This window comes from Bradyrhizobium sp. CFUWI (genome assembly GCF_056429085.1).
Genome location: NZ_JBWJZE010000011.1, coordinates 132,730 through 150,350, shown reverse-complemented (window position 1 = coordinate 150,350; position 17,621 = coordinate 132,730). Strand labels below are relative to the sequence as shown.

Annotated in this window: 16 protein-coding genes, 1 tRNA gene and 1 pseudogene; 13 read left to right on the top strand and 5 right to left on the bottom strand. The window is 61.6% G+C overall.

Features of this window, described 5'->3' with window-relative positions:
- Nucleotides 1–332 precede the first annotated feature (332 nt).
- The 4 genes from mnmA (at nt 333) to AC066S_RS24085 (ending at nt 3,177) form a co-directional block, all read left to right on the top strand.
- Entirely contained in the window at nt 333–1,514 is a 1,182-nt protein-coding gene (mnmA, locus tag AC066S_RS24100) for a tRNA 2-thiouridine(34) synthase MnmA (protein WP_478270774.1), read from the top strand.
- 274 nt (nt 1,515–1,788) lie between these two features.
- Nucleotides 1,789–2,427, top strand: a complete 639-nt coding sequence (locus AC066S_RS24095) for a class I SAM-dependent methyltransferase (RefSeq protein WP_135165460.1) — start codon at nt 1,789–1,791, stop codon at nt 2,425–2,427.
- Nucleotides 2,428–2,473: 46 nt separating this feature from the next.
- Nucleotides 2,474–2,830 carry a hypothetical protein gene (locus AC066S_RS24090; protein ID WP_126254949.1) on the top strand — a complete coding sequence of 119 codons (357 nt, stop codon included), beginning with the start codon at nt 2,474–2,476 and terminating at the stop codon, nt 2,828–2,830.
- A gap of 270 nt (nt 2,831–3,100) precedes the next feature.
- A tRNA-Met gene (locus AC066S_RS24085) sits at nt 3,101–3,177 on the top strand.
- Between the two features lie 126 nt (nt 3,178–3,303).
- Here the strand turns inward: AC066S_RS24085 and AC066S_RS24080 are convergent.
- A pseudogene (locus AC066S_RS24080) lies at nt 3,304–3,538 on the bottom strand (AAA family ATPase); the annotation flags it as partial.
- A gap of 1 nt (nt 3,539) precedes the next feature.
- Entirely contained in the window at nt 3,540–4,799 is a 1,260-nt protein-coding gene (fabF, locus tag AC066S_RS24075; RefSeq protein WP_478270773.1) for a beta-ketoacyl-ACP synthase II, read from the bottom strand.
- A gap of 913 nt (nt 4,800–5,712) precedes the next feature.
- Here fabF and AC066S_RS24070 point away from each other — a divergent pair.
- Nucleotides 5,713–6,912, top strand: a complete 1,200-nt coding sequence (locus tag AC066S_RS24070) for an ABC transporter substrate-binding protein (RefSeq protein ID WP_126254951.1) — start codon at nt 5,713–5,715, stop codon at nt 6,910–6,912.
- A gap of 100 nt (nt 6,913–7,012) precedes the next feature.
- On the top strand, nt 7,013–8,818 hold the full coding sequence (locus tag AC066S_RS24065) for an AMP-binding protein (protein WP_478270772.1): 1,806 nt from the start codon (nt 7,013–7,015) through the stop codon (nt 8,816–8,818).
- A gap of 118 nt (nt 8,819–8,936) precedes the next feature.
- Here AC066S_RS24065 and AC066S_RS24060 read toward each other — a convergent pair whose 3' ends face one another.
- The gene (locus tag AC066S_RS24060) at nt 8,937–9,455 is read right to left on the bottom strand and encodes a winged helix-turn-helix transcriptional regulator (RefSeq protein ID WP_126254953.1); all 519 of its coding nucleotides are present in this window, start codon (nt 9,453–9,455) and stop codon (nt 8,937–8,939) included.
- A 214-nt stretch (nt 9,456–9,669) separates the two neighbouring features.
- On the opposite strand from AC066S_RS24060, the gene AC066S_RS24055 reads away from it, so the two are divergent.
- The 6 genes from AC066S_RS24055 to AC066S_RS24030 all read left to right on the top strand — a co-directional run bounded on the left by AC066S_RS24055 (nt 9,670) and on the right by AC066S_RS24030 (nt 16,130).
- Complete coding sequence (locus AC066S_RS24055) at nt 9,670–10,302, top strand: DsbA family protein (protein WP_478270771.1); 633 nt, start codon at nt 9,670–9,672, stop codon at nt 10,300–10,302.
- A 507-nt stretch (nt 10,303–10,809) separates the two neighbouring features.
- A complete protein-coding gene (locus AC066S_RS24050) occupies nt 10,810–11,547 on the top strand; it encodes an SDR family oxidoreductase (RefSeq protein WP_126254955.1) in 738 nt (245 codons plus the stop codon).
- Nucleotides 11,548–11,559: 12 nt separating this feature from the next.
- Nucleotides 11,560–12,741, top strand: a complete 1,182-nt coding sequence (locus AC066S_RS24045; RefSeq protein ID WP_478270770.1) for an acyl-CoA dehydrogenase family protein — start codon at nt 11,560–11,562, stop codon at nt 12,739–12,741.
- A gap of 21 nt (nt 12,742–12,762) precedes the next feature.
- Nucleotides 12,763–13,893: an acyl-CoA dehydrogenase family protein gene (locus tag AC066S_RS24040; RefSeq protein ID WP_478270769.1), complete on the top strand. Its 1,131-nt coding sequence runs from the start codon at nt 12,763–12,765 to the stop codon at nt 13,891–13,893.
- 14 nt (nt 13,894–13,907) lie between these two features.
- Complete coding sequence (locus tag AC066S_RS24035; protein WP_478270768.1) at nt 13,908–15,095, top strand: acetyl-CoA C-acyltransferase; 1,188 nt, start codon at nt 13,908–13,910, stop codon at nt 15,093–15,095.
- 21 nt (nt 15,096–15,116) lie between these two features.
- Nucleotides 15,117–16,130, top strand: a complete 1,014-nt coding sequence (locus AC066S_RS24030) for an NAD(P)H-dependent flavin oxidoreductase (RefSeq protein WP_135168776.1) — start codon at nt 15,117–15,119, stop codon at nt 16,128–16,130.
- A gap of 180 nt (nt 16,131–16,310) precedes the next feature.
- Here AC066S_RS24030 and AC066S_RS24025 read toward each other — a convergent pair whose 3' ends face one another.
- Together AC066S_RS24025 and grxD are read right to left on the bottom strand one after the other, a co-directional pair.
- On the bottom strand, nt 16,311–16,460 hold the full coding sequence (locus AC066S_RS24025; RefSeq protein WP_478270767.1) for a hypothetical protein: 150 nt from the start codon (nt 16,458–16,460) through the stop codon (nt 16,311–16,313).
- A gap of 11 nt (nt 16,461–16,471) precedes the next feature.
- A complete protein-coding gene (gene grxD, locus AC066S_RS24020; protein ID WP_135168775.1) occupies nt 16,472–16,801 on the bottom strand; it encodes a Grx4 family monothiol glutaredoxin in 330 nt (109 codons plus the stop codon).
- 240 nt (nt 16,802–17,041) lie between these two features.
- Here grxD and AC066S_RS24015 point away from each other — a divergent pair, with 240 nt between their 5' ends.
- Nucleotides 17,042–17,500 (top strand): winged helix-turn-helix transcriptional regulator, encoded by a 459-nt coding sequence (locus AC066S_RS24015; RefSeq protein WP_126254960.1) that lies wholly within the window; start codon nt 17,042–17,044, stop codon nt 17,498–17,500.
- Nucleotides 17,501–17,621: the final 121 nt, after the last annotated feature.

Genomic DNA, 17,621 nt, shown 5'->3' with positions numbered 1-17,621 from the left:
AAACTTCGGCATCAAAGGGAGCAAGGAGCGGGCCAGCGTTGCCACGTGCTTTTTTATAAAATAAAATCAATGGCTTAAGAATTTGAAGGCGCGGCTGCCAGGCCCGCCGCAACCCCGCCATTTCTGCCTCCCCGGCAAGAATTGCCCTAAGCCGGCCGCCCGCGTGATTGCTTCACCGGAATGCCGCCTATATTAAAGATGTTACTCTCAGCCGCTTTCGACCGGGCAGTCGTGCCTTTCGGGAACTCGAGTTCCCGGGGATCGCCGATGTCCCGCGAGAAGCAAGAAATCGCGGGATCGCCGCGCGCCGTCGTCACAACCCTTAAAGGCCCATGCTCAACAGTCTGGATCTCGAAGGCCGTCCTGAGGACACCAGGGTCGTCGTCGCCATGTCGGGCGGCGTCGATTCCTCGACGACGGCTGCGCTCCTGAAGGCGGAAGGCTACGACGTCGTCGGCATCACGCTGCAGCTCTACGACCATGGCGCGGCGACCCATCGCAAGGGCGCCTGCTGCGCCGGCCAGGACATCCACGACGCCCGCGACGTCGCCGCCAAGCTCGGCATTCCCCATTACGTGCTCGATTACGAGGACCGCTTCCGCGAATCCGTCATCGACAATTTCGCCGATAGCTACGCGCTCGGCGAGACCCCGGTGCCGTGCATCGAGTGCAACCGCAGCGTCAAGTTCCGCGACCTCCTGAAGACCGCGCGCGAGCTCGGGGCACAGGCGCTCGCCACCGGCCATTACGTCGCCTCGCGCCGCCGCGAGGACGGCTCGCGCGCGCTGGTCTGCGCGGCCGACGCCGACCGCGACCAGAGTTACTTCCTGTTCGCGACCACGCAGGAGCAGCTCGACTTCCTGCGCTTCCCGCTCGGCGACATGACCAAGCCGGAGACGCGCGAACTCGCGCGCCGCTTTGGCCTTTCCGTCGCCGACAAGCACGACAGCCAGGACATCTGCTTCGTGCCGACCGGGCGCTACACCGACATCATCACGCGCCTGCGGCCGAACGCGATGGACCCCGGCGAGATCGTCGATCTCGACGGACGCGTGCTCGGCCGCCACAACGGCATCGCCAATTTCACCGTCGGCCAGCGCCGCGGCCTCGGCATCGCGGCATCCGCGCCGCTGTATGTGGTGCGGCTGGAGGCTGCGACCCGCCGCGTCGTCGTCGGCCCGCGCGATGCGCTCAAGATGCACCGCATCGCCTTGCGCGACGTCAACTGGATCGGCGACGGCGACATCGACCGCGCCATCGGCGGCGGCCTCGAACTGTTCGTGCGCGTGCGCTCGACCCGCAGCCCCCAGCCGGCCTGGCTGCGCGGCGACAACGGCCATTACGAGGTCGAGCTCGTCGCCGGCGAGGAGGGCGTCTCGCCCGGCCAGGCTTGCGTATTCTACGACGCAGCCAGCGGGCAGGCGCGCGTGCTCGGCGGCGGCTTCATCCAGAGCGCCGCTGCGAAGGTCGCAAGCGACACGGCAAGGCCGCTCGCAGAGGCGGTTCGCGGCTAATCATCATGAGATCGAATTGCACTCTCGCGACACCGGAGGTGCGCCCCCTCTCCCGCCTGTGGGAGAGAGTTGGGGAGAGGGCTCTCTCCACTACCGATATCTCGCGAGCGGCTAAAGCCCTCACCCGGCGCTACGCGCCGACCTCTCCCGCATCCGCCTTCGCCAAGGCTTCGGCGGACAAGAGCGGGAGAGGCGCTAGACCGAGTTCGGGGCTGACTTCGATCTCACTAATGATCGTCCGGTGTAAGTAAGAGCAACAGGCAGGGCAGGGGGCATGGCAGCAGACATCTCGCGGGCCGGGGTCGAGAAGGCCTATGGCCGCTGGGCGCCGGTCTATGATCTCGTGTTCGGCAAGGTGTTCGACGCCGGCCGGCAGTCGACCATCGCCGAGGCCGACCGCATCGGCGGCCGCATCCTCGACGTCGGTGTCGGCACCGGGCTCTCGCTGTCCGATTATTCACGCACCACGAAGATCTGCGGCGTCGACATTTCCGAGCCGATGCTGCGCAAGGCGCAGGCGCGCGTGCGCGCGCTTCGGCTCTCCAACGTCGAAGTGCTCTCGGTGATGGATGCGAAGAACCTCGCCTTCCCCGAAAACTTCTTCGACGCGGTGGTGGCGCAATACGTCATCACCGCCGTGCCCGATCCCGAAGGCACGCTCGACGAGTTCGTGCGCGTGCTCAAGCCTGGCGGCGAGCTGATCCTGGTCAATCACATCGGCGCCGAGAGCGGTCCGCGCAAGCTGTTCGAGCTCGCCTTCGCGCCGATCGCACGCCGCCTCGGCTGGCGCCCGGAATTCCCGTGGGCCCGCCTCGAGGGCTGGGCGGCCAGGCACGGCGGCATCACGCTGGCCGAGCGGCGCCCGATGCCGCCGATGGGGCACTTTTCGCTGATCCGCTACGTCAAATCGTGATCAGGCGGGCAGGGAACAGGGTGCATCGCGCGGGCGTTTCCCTCCCATGCGCACGACATCAAACATCATTCTGGCCAGCCTCCTGATCGCCGCCGCCGGCAGTGCGATCGCGCAGGCCCCGCCCGCCCCGGCGACGCCGCCGCAAGCGACCGCGCCGCCTTCTCCGCAACATGCCGCCAACTGCACCCCGCAGGACCGGCTCGGCCGCTCCTCGGACGGCACCACCACCGGCCAGTCCCGGGAACCGCTGGGCGACAGATTGGCCAAGTCCGACGGCGTGCTCTGCCCGCCCGCCGGCGTCGACCCCGAGATGCACGCCCCGGCTCCCGACACCGGCGGCAACACCCCGGTCATCCCGCCTCCGGGCAGCCCGGGCGGCGACCCGAACGTGCGGCCGAAATAGGGCTCGCTCCGCATCCCCAAATGCCGTCATGCCCGGGCTCGTCCCGCCTGCGCGGCCGAAGCCGCTTCGGCGAGGCGAAGGCCCGGGCATCCGCGTTCTCAGGGCGGGGAAGAACTCATTGGAAAAGAGGCCGAATCTGCGAAAGGCGGCTTGTCGACAAGCCTTGCCGAGGGCCGAAAAAGCCGGCCGCTTTGCTTGACTTCCCGCCGCCCCCTTCTTTATATGCCGCGCGTTCGCGAGATCGGCCTTGTTCGCCGCCGCGATCCCTGTGGCGGGGTAGCTCAGCTGGTTAGAGCACGGGAATCATAATCCTGGGGTCGGGGGTTCGAGTCCCTCCCCCGCTACCACATTCCCGCGTGTCCAGCCCGGACACATAGGTAACGAAACCTACCTGAGACATGGGTGACCACCTCGTGCCGATCGGGTTGTCGAGAGGTTTCAAAGTTTTCACTCCAGGTCGATTGCGTTTGCGGCGCGCCGTGCAGCGGCGGGATCAGTTTTCGCGGGTCGCGCTCGCGCAGCTGCTCGACGCTCGTGTCCTCGTTTGAGCCAGTCCAGCAGCTCCGAGGTCGACGGCTTCTTCTTCAGGCCGGGCACCTCGCGCACCTCGAAGAAGATGCGCAGGGCTTCCTCCACCAGGCGCTTCTTGATGCCGGGGAAGTGCACGTCGACGATGCGACCCATCGTGTCGGCGTCGGGGAACGTCACCCTACCAGCGCTTGAAGATGACGCTGGCGTTCACGCCGCCAAATCCAAAACCATTCGAGATCACATGGTCCATCGCCATATTTCGGGCCTTTGGTCCGACGAGATCGACGCCTTCCGCTGCCTCGTCCGGATTTTCCAGATTGAGCGTGGGAGGGGCTATCTGGTCTCGGACGGCGAGGATCGCGAAGATGGCCTCGGCGCCCCCTGCCGCGCCCAGCAAATGACCGGTCGCCGACTTTGTCGCACTCACGGCGATGCCGCCGTGGGTTCCGAAAACGGATTTGATGGCGGCCAGCTCGGAGTTGTCGCCGACCGGCGTCGAGGTCGAGTGTGCATTGAGATGCTGTACGTTGCGCGGATCGAGGTTAGCCTGCCGCAAGGCCGCTTCCATGGCTCGCCGTGCGCCTGAGCCGTCTTCAGGGCCCGACGTGATATGATACGCGTCGGCGGAAGTGCCATAGCCGACGAGTTCGGCGATCGGCAGAGCCCCGCGCGCGCGAGCGTGCTCGAGCTCCTCGATCACCAGAATTCCGGCGCCTTCGCCCATGACGAATCCATCGCGGTCCCGATCGAACGGGCGAGACGCCTGCGAGGGCCTGTCGTTGAAGTGCGTGGAGATTGCGCGAGCCGCAGCGAACCCTCCAAGACTGACCAGGTCGATGCAAGCTTCTGCACCTCCGCAGACCGCCACGTCAGCCTCACCCGCGCGGATCAATCGAGCCGCGTCGCCGATCGCCTGTACGCTGGCGGCACACGCCGTGACGGGAGCGCCGATCGGCCCTTTGAAGCCGTACTGTATGGAAACGTGTCCGGCGGCGAGATTTGCCAGGAAGGACGGCACGGTAAAGGGTGACAGGCGGCGGACGCCACGTTGGTCGGTCGTCCGTACCGCTTCGACGATGGCCGGAAATCCGCCGATTCCAGAAGCGATGATCGTCGCTGTCCGCTCCTGGGAGCCTTCGTCGGTAGGGGTCCAGCCAGCCTGCTTGACGGCCTCCGCAGCTGCCACCAACGCGAACTGAATGAACCGATCCATTTTCCGCTGCTCTTTGGGCGGGATGGTCAGATCCGGATCGAAGCCACCATCGACGTCATCGGCTTTAGCCGGCACGAGCCCGGCAACTCTCCCCGGTAGCGAGGAAGCCCACTCAGGCAGCATGGTCAGCCCGGACTTGCCGGCAAGCAGCCGGGACCACGCCACCTCCGCGCCGCAGCCGAGCGGAGAGACCAGCCCCATTCCTGTGACGACTATTCGGCGCATGTAAGGATCCGGTTTTGTGGAGATACGATGGTCTATTGCCAGAGCTAGGGAGAGAAATCCCGATCATGCGTCTGCAGTATCGGTCCTTCTGAACTTCTTCTCCAGCGATGAGGGGGACGTCGTCACCCGTGATAGGGAGCCGTGCTCTACCCCTGCAAATAGCTACGCCTGTACAAATTGCCAGAGCCGCTACGAAATATCAAGTAACTATTGATCAATAATGGTCAATAGGGTTCGTTTCAGTGCCGGGAAAGGAAGCTCTCCCGGGAGAGCGTTCGCCGATCTCGTTCGGACTTCTCCCAAGCTGCGCGATGTCGGTCTGCGCCTCTCCTCGGAAAGGTCTCCTCGCCGGTTCGGGAGCCCACTCGCCGCCACACAGGTCAGCCTCAAACGTCCGGGGCTTGCACGTTGTCAGGGCGCCAGCCGCTGGCGGTCCACGGTCGAATCCTCAAGATCATGATCGACAATCCGGCGAAGAAGAACTCGTTCACACCCGCCCTAACGCCGAGAAGATCGATATTTCTCCGAGCAACATTGATGCATCTGCGCTCAAGGGACGATGCCGCAAGCCGGTCGTGACGGCGGGTACAGGGCGTTGGCAGTACTTGACGACGTGCGTCCCAGTGGCGGGGGCCAGTCCGTCTTCTGGCATATAAGTTCTATTTCGGAAGTAATTGGTCGGATTGATGTGTGGAGCTCTCGCAAGCAAAGTCACCGCTCAGAATGATATCGGCTGAATGTGCCGCAGGCATCAGATCACGGAGACGCTTGACGAGTTCTAAAAAAGAACGATAAGGTTCGACCCAGACCTCAAGCCCTCACTCCGGTCGGAGACCGGCGGGCGAGCGCGAAAAGCAGAAGGTCAACCAACATACTGGCGTGCCCCGACAGGCGCGCGTGGGGAGGACGATCGATGACAGCGAAATGGAAAATCGCGATAGCTCTAGCTGTGCTCTTGAGCGGCCCCGCGTCCGCGGCGGAAGAGCCCGGCATCTCCGAAACTGAGATCAAGGTTGGAGGGGTCTTCCCCTTCAGCGGACCGGCATCATCGATCGGGCTCGTGGGCAAGGGACTTATCGCCTATATCCAATCGCTGAACGACCGAGGCGGCGTAAACGGCCGCAAGATCAACTACATCGCCTACGATGACTCCTACAGTCCGCCCAAGGCGGTGGAGCACGTGCGCAAGCTGGTCGAGAGCGACGAAGTGTCCTTCATGTTCGGCCAACTGGGTACGCCCGGCCTCTCGGCTACGGCCAAGTATCTCAGGGCGAAAGGGGTGCCTAGCCTCGCAATCGTCAGCGGCTCATCCAAGTTCACGGATGTCGCGAATTATCCCCTGATGACGACCGGTCTCGTCAGCTACGATACCGAAGGGAAGATCTACGCCAAGTATCTGACCAAGACGCTTCCCAATGCGAAATACGCAATTCTCTACCAGAACGACGACCTCGGTAAGGACTACGTCAATGCCTTCAAGGCGTATCTGGGGCGCGACTTCGACCGAAAGGTCGTGACCGCCTCTTACGAGGTTACCGAGCCGACGATCGATTCACAGATCACGAATCTCAAGAGCTCGGGCGCCGAGGCTCTCGTGATCGCCGGAACACCGAAGTTTGCAGCGCAGGCGATCAGGCAGGCCTCGGTGATTGGATGGAAGGCGACCGTCATTATCAATTATCCCTCCGCATCCGTTGGTGGCACGCTCGCGCCGGCCGGGCTCGACAAATCGATCGGCGTGATCGCAGGCACGATCAGCAAGGACGTCGCAGACGAGACATGGAAGAACGATCCTGGCATGCAAGCCTATAAGAGCTTCTTCGAGAAGTATCTGTCCGGCGCCGACATCACGAACGGAAGTTATACGCTCGGATATCAACAGGGAGTTCTGCTCGAGCAGATTTTGAAGCAATGCGGCAACGATCTCTCCCGCAAGAATATCCTGGCGCAAGCAAAGAATCTCAAGAACGTCGTGGTCCCCGTCGCGCTACCGGGCATCGAGGTCAACACCAGCGAAAGCTCGAACATGATGTCGACCCAAATGCGGCTGCAGCGCTGGACCGGAACGACCTTTCAGTTGTTCGGCGACGTGCTTGACGCGAAATCCGAGTAGTTGATCGCGTAGAAAATAGAAAACGGCGCGTCATCGCATGCGCCGTTGACCTCCTGAGGTAAGCCGTCCGCGCGAGTCCGAAGTCATGGGATCATCTTCAATGTCAACGAACGCACCTGTATTCGCGCCCAAAGAGGTCTCCCTGCAGCGTCGGAGCGACGGTACGCTCATCTTGAGCTCGCCGATCGAACTGGGGGAGTGCGATTGGCGCATCACGGACTTCCTGCCGAAATGGGCCAAAGCCGCTCCCGACCGCATTTTCCTGGCTCAACGCAATTCAAGCGGCGGGTGGGACGAAGTCACATACAGCCAGGCCTGGTCCTTGGTTCAGGCTGTTGGCCAAAGCCTGATCGAGATGGATGCGAAGCCTTCGGATAACCTCGCCATCCTCTCCGGGAATTCCATAGAGAACGCGGTGATGTCTTTCGCCGCGATGTCGATCGGCGTCGTTCTCGCGCCAGTCTCGCCGAACTACACGTTGATGCCCGGCGGTCTGGCACGGCTGAAAGATATCGCAGAGGTGCTGCGCCCGAAGTTCGTGTTCGTGCAAAGCGGACGCGAATTCTCAGCCGCCCGCTCCATTCCAGAGCTGAAAGCGGCAACCTGGATCAGCGTAGACGGCGCTCCCGAAACGGTGCGCTATTCTGACCTGACTGAGAAGAGGAGCAGCTACCAAGGCTTCGAAGGCGCGTCCCGCGCTGTATCCTGCGATTCCGTCGCGAAAGTCCTCTTCACGTCGGGCTCGACGGGCCTTCCCAAGGGCGTCCTGAATACTCACCGCATGATGGCGAGCTCTCTGCAAATGGGCAGCTTGCTGGTCGCTCCCTCCGAAGCGCCTGTTCAGGTCGAGTGGATGCCATGGCACCACACCATGGGAAGCAACGTCATTCTGCACGGCATACTCAAGAATGGAGGGACGCTCTACATCGACGACGGCCGGCCAATGCCGCAGCTCTTCCACAAGACGCTCCTCAATCTCCAAGAGGTTTCGCCGACCGCCATGTTCAACGTGCCAGCCGGTTACAATTCTCTTTGCGACGCCATCGAGAAGGATTCCGAGATTGGCGCGCGTATCCTGAAGCGGCTGGATCGCATAAGTTACGCCGGCGCAGCCATCTCGCAGAACACGCTCGAGCGTCTTTACCGGTTGACGTCATCGATCACCGGCCGGCGTATTCCTGTCATGTCCGGCTACGGTACGACGGAAACCGCGCCAACGATCAGTACGACGCATTGGGCCACCGATCGACAGGGAGAGATCGGCCTTCCTGCGCCGGGCTTGCAGCTCAAGCTGCTTCCCGTTTCCGACACATACGAGGTGCGGGTCAAAGGTCCCAACGTCACGCCTGGTTATCTCGGCCGGCCGGACTTGACGGAGCAAGCCTTCGATGAAGAAGGCTTCTATCGCATCGGCGACACAGTCTCGTTCATGGACCCCGAGAAACCCGAATCCGGACTTCGCTTTACAGGCAGGATTTCCGAGAACTTCAAGCTCGCCAACGGGACCTGGGTGTCGATCGGGAACATGCGTGCTGCAATCCTGGCGGCTACCCGCGGCGTGCTGTCGGATGTGGTGATTGCAGGTGAAAACCGAGAGCACTGCGGTCTGCTTTGCTGGCTGAACCCGACGGAGGCTGCGCGGATCTCTCCGCAGCCGTCGTCCGACCTGACCAGCGACCCCGTCGTCGTGCAGTTCCTCAAGGACCGGCTGCAAGAATACAACCGGACCGTTGGCAGCAGCGAAAATGCTCATTCGTTCGTGCTGCTCAAGGAGCCGCCGTCAATTGCCGCTGGAGAAATCACCGACAAGGCATACGTCAATCAACGCGCCGTCCTGAAGTGCCGGTCGGACCAGGTCGAATCTCTCTACTGCTCCGCCCCGACCCCAGGCGTGATCCGAGTTTGAACTCTTGCACGTCGAACGCCCAGGTGGTGCCCGACATGGAAGCTGATCGCGGCGAAGCGGTCGGCTATTCAGTCACTGCACGCGTAGTGACTTGGCCGGTTTCGCAGGGCAGGAGTGATCAGGCAACCTTACGCCGCGCTTTGGGTTTTCGGGCCGGCGCTTCCATTTCCTTTTGCGCGAGGGGGCCCCTGGCGCCAGGGCCCGGATGCGTATGGACTTCTTTGGCCAAAATTGGCTCGCCACACTCGGAGCAGACCATGACGGGGTCGAAGTTCTTACCGCAGTTGCGATGCTGATGCAGGAGTGGCCGACCGCGTTCGTCGACCATGTGAGTGTCGCCCCAATGGACGATTGCCATCATGATCGGGTAGAGGTCGAGGCCCTTCTGCGTCAGGATATATTCGTGGCGCTTGGGCGATTCCTGATAGGGGACTCGGCGAAGAATGCCTTGCCGAACAAGCTTCTTCAATCGCTCGGCAAGCAGATGGCGAGTGATACCCAGCGCGGTTTGGAATCCCTCGAAGCGGCGAGTCCGCAGAAAGCATTCGCGCAGTATAAGCAGCGTCCATCGGTCGCCGATGACCGCGATAGTCCTGGCCATCGAACATGGCTCTTCCTCGAGTTCTTTCCATTTCATCCGCGGTCTCCAATACCAACCATTCTTCCACGAATCTCCAGAGCGGGAAATAAAGTCATATCATTCTAGTTAGGTACTGATCCCCAAACAATAGCTCCCGGAAAAATCGCCCAAATTGCTCGGGATCGGTTTGACAGTTCGAAAATAGAACTGTAAAAAAGACAAGATGATCTTGCGAACGTCATCGTCATCGAATTGTCCGGAGAACGCCGATATGACACCGAAAGTAGAGTTCCTATTCGATTTCGGTAGCCCGAACGCCTATTTGGCCGAGGTCGCGATCCCGGGCATCGAACAGCGCACTGGAGCCAAATTCGAGTACGTCCCGATCCTCCTTGGCGGCATCTACAAGGCCACCGGAAACATGTCGCCCTTCGATTCCCTGCGTGGAATCAAGAACAAGCCGGAATACCAGGCGCTCGAGACGCAGCGGTTTATTCGTCGCCATAACGTGACGAGATTCCGCACCAACCCCTTCTTCCCCGTCAACACCCTCATGCTGATGCGCTGCGCGGTTGCGGCGCAGTCCGAGGCAGTGTTCGAGCCCTATTTCAGGGCCGCCTATCACCATATGTGGGAAGAACCGAAGAAGATGGACGATCCCGAGGTTTTCCGCAGCGCGTTCATCTCTTCAGGCATCGATATCGATCGCATCGCAAAGCGTGCGCAGGACGACGACGTGAAGAAGAGGCTCATCGAGCTGACCAACGATGCTGTGAGCCGGGGCGCGTTCGGCTCGCCGACTTTCTTCGTCGGCAAGGAAATGTTCTTCGGCAAAGATCAGTTGCGGGACGTGGAGGAATCCATCGTCGAACAATCCAGTGGGGCGACCTCCAAGGCGAAGTGATATCCGCATCGAAGTTCGGCGATCATGAAATGGGAGTAGCCGCCGGCCACAACTCGCCCGCGGTGATCGTTTCGGATCTAGCAGGCCAGGCTTTTCGACGGCGCTCGCCCTCGGGCGTGACCGCTGAAATAGCTGCGCCATCTGCGGTGAAGTGGTGCGCTCGCTGGCAATACCTTTAGATCGCAATCGCGGCCCCGATAAAGGACAGCGCTGATGTCCTTCGACTTTGTGCCGTGAGCGAGTTCACTTTGAACGAACTGTCCTCGGATCGGGAGGGCGCATCTTCTGCCGTGCTCGGCTGCCAGCCTCGAAATCCGGTTCAGCTTGAAGTCGGAACGTGGTGCTCCTTGCGAGTTCGAAGCACCAACGTCAAATATCAATTGACGAGTTCTAAAAAAGAACGCTATGTACTTTCCATAATGCCGCGAGTGCGTCGACGGACGCGGTCCGGCGGGTTCACGGCTAGATCGTTCGCAAGCGACGTATAACCTCACAGGGAGCACGCCCGTGCAGAAAAGAAATGCAACCGCGGCTGTCATCGGCGCCGGCGATTTCATCGGCGGCGAGATCGCCAAGAAGTTTGCCGCAGAAGGCTTCACGGTCTTCGCCGGCCGTCGTAACGGCGAAAAGCTGGCTCCGCTCGTCAAAGACATCGAGGCGGCCGGCGGAGAGATTCACGCCCGTTCGCTCGACGCTCGCAAGGAAGACGAGATCATCTCCTTCCTCAACGATGCGGACAAGCACGCGCCGCTGGAAGTCTGCATCTTCAACATCGGAGCGAACGTCAATTTCCCGATTCTGGAAACCACAGAACGCGTTTTCCGCAAGGTCTGGGAAATGGCCTGCTATTCCGGCTTTCTGGCAGGTCGCGAGGCGGCCCGCCTGATGCTGCCGCACGGAGGTGGCAACATCTTCTTTACCGGGGCGACCGCCTCGCTCCGAGGCGGCAGCGGTTATGCAGCTTTCGCGAGCGCCAAGTTTGGACTTCGTGCGGTCGCGCAAGCAATGGCCCGCGAGCTTGGCCCGAAGAATATCCACGTCGCGCATCTGATCATCGATTCCGGCGTGGATACCGAATGGGTTCGGCAGCGCCGACTGGAGGCTCTCGGGCCCAACGCGCTGGATGATCCGGATGCCTTGATGCCTCCGTCCTCCGTCGCTGCATCCTATTGGCAGCTCTACCAGCAGCCGAAAAGCGCATGGACGTTCGAGATGGAGATTCGTCCCTTCGGCGAGAAGTGGTGAGGAGCAGATAGGATGGAGCTGGCGCTTTCCACAGAGGATGCCGCATTTCGGGACGAGGTGCGCTCCTTCATCGCGGAAAACTACCCCGCGGAAATGCGCGTCCCGAATCCGGAGACCGACCTGACCAAGGAGCAATCGCTGCTCTGGCATCGCATCCTGCACAAGAAGGGCTGGATCGCGCCTCTCTGGCCCAAGGAGTACGGCGGGCCCGGCTGGTCGATTACGCGCCGCTTTATCTTCGAACAGGAGACCAGCCGGGCCGGCACGCTGCCGCCTTTGGCATTCAGCGTCACCATGGTGGGGCCCGTCATCTACACGTTCGGTAACGAGGCCCAGAAGAAGAAATTTCTTCCGCGTATTCTGTCGGGCGAGGACTGGTGGTGCCAAGGCTATTCCGAGCCGGGCTCCGGCTCTGACCTGGCAACCGTCCGCACCAAGGCCGTGCGCGAGGGCGATCACTATATCGTTAATGGCCACAAAACCTGGACGACGCTCGCTCAGCACGCGGATTGGATCTTCTGCCTGGTGCGGACCGATCCGAATGCCAAACCACAGGCCGGCATTTCCTTCCTGCTGATCGACATGAAGTCGCCGGGCGTCACCGTGCGACCGATCATCACCATCGACGGAAGCCATGAGGTCAACGACGTTTTTCTGGAGAACGTTCGTGTCCCCGTCGAGAACCTGATCGGCGAGGAAAACAAGGGCTGGACCTACGCCAAGTTTCTGCTCGGCAACGAACGCACCAGCATGGCCGGCATCGGCCGGTCAACACGCTACATCAACAAGCTGAAGCAAATCGTTGAAGCCGAGATCCCGTCCGACGATCCGATGCATCTCGACGTCCAGCGCGAGATCGCCCTCGTCGAGCTTGACGTCCTGGCGCTCGAGGCGACCGAGCTGCGTGTCGTGGCTCAGATGGCGCGCGGCATCGATCCCGGACCGGCCGCATCGCTGTTCAAGATCCGCGGCACGGAGATCTTCCAAAGGATCACCGAACTGACCCACCGCGCGATCGGCAGTCACGGGCTCGCGCTGCGAGAGCAACCGGCCAGCGCCAATCGCTTCATGCCCGGCCCTGAATACGGGCACACCGCGTCGGAGAAGTATCTGAATTCTCGCAAGCTCAGCATCTATGGCGGGTCGAACGAGATTCAGCGCAACATCATCGCAAAAGCTGTGCTTGGTCTCTAGCCAGAGTATCGAGAGGGTCGGATGGACATTCAGTTTACGGAAGAGCAGGAACTGCTGCGATCCAGCATCCAGCGCCTGTTGCGCGATCAGTATGATTTCGAGGCGCGCCGCAAGATCGTCGCCGACGAACAAGGTTTTAGTCGCAGGCAATGGGCGGCGTTTGCCGAACTCGGCCTGCTGGCTGCACCGTTCGCCGAGGATGCGGGTGGTCTCGGCGGCGGCCCGCTGTCGACCATGATCATCGCGCATGAGTTCGGGCGCCATCTCGTCGTCGAGCCGTTCGTCGAGACGGTGGTGCTGGCCGGCGGCCTGATCGAACGGCTAGGCGATGCCGCGCAGAAACAGGGCTTCATCCCCGACATCGTCGACGGCAAGAAGATCTGGACGCTGGCCTGGACGGAGAAGGGGGGCCGGTTCGATCTCGCAGACGTGACGACCACCGCGCGACGTGAGGGCGATGACTACGTCCTGAGCGGTGGCAAGACGGCAGTGATCGCAGCGCCCTGGGCGGATTACCTTGTCGTTTCCGCGCGTACCTCGGGCAATCGACGGGATCGCGGCGGGGTCAGTCTGTTCGTGGTCGACCGCCGCGCGGCTGGCGTCGATCTGCAGAGCTTCAAGACCATCGACGGCCGTCGCGCCGCCGAGATCAGTCTGCGCAATGTCCGCGGACAGCTGCTCGGCAAGGAAGGCGAGGGCGTGGCAGCGCTGGAGGCCTGCCGCGATCGCGCCATCGGCGCGCTCTGCGCGGAAGCGGTCGGTGCCATTGGCGAGCTGAATTCCGCCACGCTGGAATACTCGAAGACGCGCAAGCAGTTCGGCACCACCATCGGTTCATTCCAGGTGCTGCAGCATCGGATGGTCGACATGTTCATCGCGCATCAGGAGGCGCTCTCCCTGATGCAGCACCTCAATCTCAGCATCAGCGGAGGTGAAGCCGGCCTCTCGCGGCTCGCCTCCGGCGCCAAGACGAAGATCGGTTATGCGGCCAAATTCGTCGCCGACCAGGCCGTGCAGCTGCATGGCGGCATGGGCATGACCGACGAGCTCAATGTCGGCCACTATTTCAAGCGCATCTCTTCCATCAACATCCAGTTCGGCGACCCCGCGTTCCACGTCCTGCGCTATGCACGACTGGGCGCGGCCGCATAAGGAAAGAGGCGAGTATGACGACAGAAGCAGTAATCGTTTCCACCGCTCGTACGGCGGTCGGCAAAGCCTACCGCGGATCCCTCAACAATACGGACGGGCCTACCATGGCCGGTCACGTCATGGCCGAGGCGGTGAAGCGCGCCGGCATTGCCCCGGGTGAAGTCGAAGACGTGGTGATGGGCTGCGCCATGCAGCAAGGCACCATGGTGATGAACGTAGCCCGCAAGGGGGCGATCCGCGCGGGCATGCCGGTGACCGTCGCCGGCACCACCATCGACCGGCAATGCGCCTCAGGCCTGCAGGCGATCGCCGTGGCGGCACGTTCCGTGATGCTTGACGGCGTGGACATCGCGATCGGCGGCGGCATCGAGTCGATCAGCCTGGTGCAGAACGAGCACATGAACAAGTTTCATATGGTCGACGATGAACTGATGGCGATGAAGCCCGAAATGTACATGTCGATGCTCGATACGGCCGAGGTCGTTGCCGAGCGCTACAAGATCGGCCGCGACAAGCAGGACGAATACAGCCTGGAGAGCCAGCGCCGCGTCGGGGCCGCCCTGCAGAGCGGCCGGTTCGACGAGGAGATCGTTCCGATCACGACGAAAATGGCGCTCGTCAACAAAGACACCAAGCAGGTTTCCTATGAACAGGTGACCCTCACCAAGGACGAAGGCCCGCGTCCTGATACGACCGCAGAAGGCCTCGCCAAGATCAAGCCGGTGTTCGACGGCAAAACCATCAGCGCAGGTAATGCGAGCCAGCTTTCGGACGGTGCATCAGCATGCGTGATCATGAGCGACAAGATCGCGGCCACGAAGGGGCTCAAACCGCTCGGGATCTTCCGTGGCTTCGTTGCCGCAGGCGTCGAGCCGGATGAGATGGGTGTCGGCCCGGTCGTCGCGATCCCCCGCCTGCTGAAGCGTCACAACCTGAAGATCGACGACATCGATCTCTGGGAGCTCAACGAGGCTTATGCGGTTCAGGTGATCTATTGCCGCGACAAGCTCGGCATCGACCCGAACAAGCTCAACGTCAATGGGGGCTCGATTGCGATCGGTCATCCCTATGGCATGACCGGCGCCCGCCTCACCGGCCACCTTCTGATCGAGGGGCGGCGACGGAAGGCAAAGTACGGTGTCGTGACCATGTGCATCGGTGGCGGCATGGGTGCGGCGGGCCTTTTCGAAATCATCCATTGAACGGAACTGCGGGAGATCGTCGTGAAGACAGCGATTACGGAACTGTTCGGCATCGAACATCCGATTATTCAGGGCGGGATGCACTATGTCGGGTTCGCAGAACTTGCAGCAGCGGTGTCGAACGCCGGCGGCCTCGGCCTCATTACCGGCCTCACCCAGAAGACGCCCGAGCTGCTGGCCAAGGAAATCGCGCGCTGTCGCGACATGACGGACAAGCCGTTCGGCGTCAATCTCACCTTCCTGCCGAGCTTCACCGCGCCGCCCTATCCCGAGTATATCGCCGCGATCAAGGAAGGCGGCGTCAAGGCGGTCGAGACTGCCGGCCGTAGCCCGGAAGAGTACATGCCGGCGCTGAAGGCCGCCGGCATCAAGGTGATCCATAAATGCACCTCGGTACGGCATTCGCTGAAGGCCGAGAAGATCGGCTGCGACGCGGTCAGTGTCGATGGCTTCGAGTGCGGCGGTCATCCTGGCGAGGACGACATTCCCAACATGATTCTGCTGCCTCGTGCGGCCGATGAGCTTAAGATTCCGTTCGTCGCCTCGGGCGGCATGGCGGATGCGCGCAGCCTCGTTGCGGCTCTTTCCATGGGCGCGGCGGGCATGAACATGGGCACCCGCTTCGTCGCCACCAAGGAGGCGCCGGTCCACGACAACGTGAAGCAGGCACTGGTCAAGGCGACCGAGCTCGACACCGTTCTCGTCATGCGCGCGCTGCGCAACACCGAGCGTGTGCTGAAGAACGAGGGCGTCAAGGAGCTGATCGAGATCGAGCGCGAGAAGGGCGCCGGCCTGAAGATCGAGGATATTCTCGACCAGGTTGCCGGCGTCTACCCGAAGGTGATGTTGGAGGGCGACATGGATGCCGGGGCCTGGAGCTGCGGCATGGTGGTCGGTCTGATCAACGACATTCCGACCGTCAAGGAGTTGATCGATCGCATCATGGATGGTGCCGAACGCATCATCCGGCAGCGGCTGACCGGCTTCCTCGACGGTGTGAGCACGGCTTCTGCCCCGGCACGCGCAATCGCCTGACGCAATGGGTCAACGGACAGGACGCTCGATATCTTGAGCGTCCTGTCCCTTACACCTTGTATGTTCGTCAGCCACGCCTCTCATTGAAAAGAGTGGCGTCTCGGCCAGTTGTGGCATTGTATTCGAGCGCATCCGAGAGGATTCGCTCTGTATTTGGCCTGGAGGTGATGGACGCGGGGTTTAGCCCCGGGCCGCCAGATGACGCATCGGATAGTGCTCATAATGGCCGGCGCCGTCATTCACGATGGGATCCTGCGAAGTAATCGCTTCGATGCTCTCGCCGTCGTCAATCTGGTAGAGCGAAACGCCATAGCCGCCATTCGGATCCATGACGGGGCCGCTCAGGACGAGTGAACAATTTGGTGCTCTGCCGACAGCAATTGTTGGAGTTCGCCGGACCGGAACATCTCCGTGACGATGTCGCAGCCGCCAACGAACTCGCCGCGCACGTAGAGCTGCGGAATCGTCGGCCAGTCCGAATACGCCTTGATCCCTCGCCGCAATTCCTCGGACTGGTAGATGTCATGCGATTTGAACGTCACGCCCAGATGATCGAGGATACGAACAACCTGCGCCGAGAATCCGCAGGCCGGCGAACTCGGCGATCCCTTCATGAATAGCACGACTTCGTTTGCATTGACTTCGTTGCTTATGAACTCTGCGATCGTCATCCGTGTTCTCCTGACGTTTGTCAGCCCCGGTCGTTACCTTCCTTCGCGAGCCCCAGCTTGGCCTTCCATACCGAGCAGAAGATGTCACTTCAGTTTCAATAGAAAGTAAATACGTAAAAGGAACTTAGGCACTGCGGACCTAATCGTGCGAAGCGGGGGCTCACGGCACCTCGGTGCAGTTTCAATTCCGGTAATATTGACTATATTCGGACAAGCTAAGGATTCCGGGACCTCATTTGGATGGCAAGAAAGAGCCTCGACGTAACTTGTCCGGTAGCCCGAACGCTCGACATCGTCGGCGCGCGGTGGACGCTGCTCATCATCAGGGACTTGCTTCCCGGCACCATGCGCTTTCAGGATCTTCAGGAGCGTCTGCCCCACATGGCTCCCAATGTGCTCTCCGATCGCTTGAAGATACTCGAGGAACACGGCCTGGTGCGCCGCGAGTTCTACAGCGATCACCCTCCCAGGGCCGCCTATAGCCTGACGGATCCGGGCCGCGAGCTCGGCGTCATCGTATTGGCGCTCGGTCGATGGGGTCTACGGCACCTCGGCGGGAAATTGAGCCCCGGCCTGCAGCACGATGAGTGCTTGCGTCACCTGCAGAAAGCCTCCGAGGCCTTGATCCGCCGTCCGGTGCAACGGGTGAAATCCGCTGGCAAGCCGGCGGCAAAGACAGCGAGAGGCGCAAGGAATTGAGCCGCGAGCCACCATGCGAGTGGCCCGATCATCGTTTTGCTGATGGAGCCTACGTCTCCGCCGGCGCCGGTCATCAGGATGGGACACGGTTTGGCCATCGACGCTTCCTTTTGGAAGGATG

Bases quoted from the DNA above. Each gene is read 5' to 3' on its own strand.
- mnmA (WP_478270774.1), top strand. From the start codon at position 333: ATGCTCAACAGTCTGGATCTCGAAGGCCGTCCTGAGGACACCAGGGTC.
- fabF (WP_478270773.1), bottom strand. From the start codon at position 4,799: ATGCGCCGAATAGTCGTCACAGGAATGGGGCTGGTCTCTCCGCTCGGC.
- AC066S_RS24055 (WP_478270771.1), top strand. From the start codon at position 9,670: ATGACACCGAAAGTAGAGTTCCTATTCGATTTCGGTAGCCCGAACGCC.
- AC066S_RS24040 (WP_478270769.1), top strand. From the start codon at position 12,763: ATGGACATTCAGTTTACGGAAGAGCAGGAACTGCTGCGATCCAGCATC.
- AC066S_RS24090 (WP_126254949.1), top strand. From the start codon at position 2,474: ATGCGCACGACATCAAACATCATTCTGGCCAGCCTCCTGATCGCCGCC.
- AC066S_RS24065 (WP_478270772.1), top strand. From the start codon at position 7,013: ATGTCAACGAACGCACCTGTATTCGCGCCCAAAGAGGTCTCCCTGCAG.
- AC066S_RS24060 (WP_126254953.1), bottom strand. From the start codon at position 9,455: ATGAAATGGAAAGAACTCGAGGAAGAGCCATGTTCGATGGCCAGGACT.
- AC066S_RS24015 (WP_126254960.1), top strand. From the start codon at position 17,042: ATGGCAAGAAAGAGCCTCGACGTAACTTGTCCGGTAGCCCGAACGCTC.
- AC066S_RS24045 (WP_478270770.1), top strand. From the start codon at position 11,560: ATGGAGCTGGCGCTTTCCACAGAGGATGCCGCATTTCGGGACGAGGTG.
- AC066S_RS24070 (WP_126254951.1), top strand. From the start codon at position 5,713: ATGACAGCGAAATGGAAAATCGCGATAGCTCTAGCTGTGCTCTTGAGC.
- AC066S_RS24035 (WP_478270768.1), top strand. From the start codon at position 13,908: ATGACGACAGAAGCAGTAATCGTTTCCACCGCTCGTACGGCGGTCGGC.
- grxD (WP_135168775.1), bottom strand. From the start codon at position 16,801: ATGACGATCGCAGAGTTCATAAGCAACGAAGTCAATGCAAACGAAGTC.
- AC066S_RS24095 (WP_135165460.1), top strand. From the start codon at position 1,789: ATGGCAGCAGACATCTCGCGGGCCGGGGTCGAGAAGGCCTATGGCCGC.
- AC066S_RS24025 (WP_478270767.1), bottom strand. From the start codon at position 16,460: ATGGATCCGAATGGCGGCTATGGCGTTTCGCTCTACCAGATTGACGAC.